Source organism: Lonepinella koalarum, from assembly GCF_004565475.1.
Classification (GTDB): Bacteria; Pseudomonadota; Gammaproteobacteria; order Enterobacterales; family Pasteurellaceae; genus Lonepinella; species Lonepinella koalarum.
Genome location: NZ_SRHX01000031.1, coordinates 1 through 705, shown reverse-complemented (window position 1 = coordinate 705; position 705 = coordinate 1). Strand labels below are relative to the sequence as shown.

Genomic DNA, 705 nt, shown 5'->3' with positions numbered 1-705 from the left:
GGCACTCCCGAGCCCTCACAGAACGCTTGCGGGAGTGCCAGAATACGGTCAACCGTTGACCTCTTGGGACTGAAACCCGACTGCTCCGGCGCTGTTACGCGGGCAGCCTGTTGTCGAATCTTGTTCAGAATTATCCTTGCCAGAACCTTATCTGCAACAGAAAGCAGCGTTACCCCCCTGTAATTGTTGCAATCCTGGCGATCACCTTTCCCCTTCCAGAGAGGTACCACAAGGCCCCTCTTCCAGTCGGTTGGGATGACCCCCGTGTTCCAAATGGAACAGATGATTGCATGCAAGGACAGGAGCGCAGTATCACCCCCAGCCTTGAGCAGTTCAGCATGAATGCCACACACTCCAGCCGCTTTCCCACCTTTCAGCTGCTTCACCGCTGCTCGTGTTTCCACAAGCGTAGGCGGGTCGCAGTCAATCGGGGGTTCGGCGACTAGAGGAGCAACATCCTGGCCATCCAGACCATGGGGCGGGGGATTCACTTGGTATAGCTGCCCAAAGTAACCAGCACAGCGGGCTCTGACCTCAGACTCATCCGTCAGAAGTTCACCATCAGCAGCTCTCACTGTAGTGCAATGTGGAGATGACTTGGAAGAGCGCAACATATGGATGCCTCTGTAGGCCGGACGAGAGTCACTCGACCAGAGGTGACTCTCAACGGTCTCACAGATTCCTTATACTTGCGCTTCCTTGTCT

At 55.5% G+C, this 705-nt stretch carries 1 protein-coding gene; it reads right to left on the bottom strand.

The annotated features are described in order from the left end of the window. On the bottom strand, nt 1–386 hold a 386-nt coding region (locus E0709_RS12440), incomplete at its 3' end, for an RNA-dependent RNA polymerase family protein (RefSeq protein WP_209300514.1). Nucleotides 387–705 lie beyond the last annotated feature (319 nt).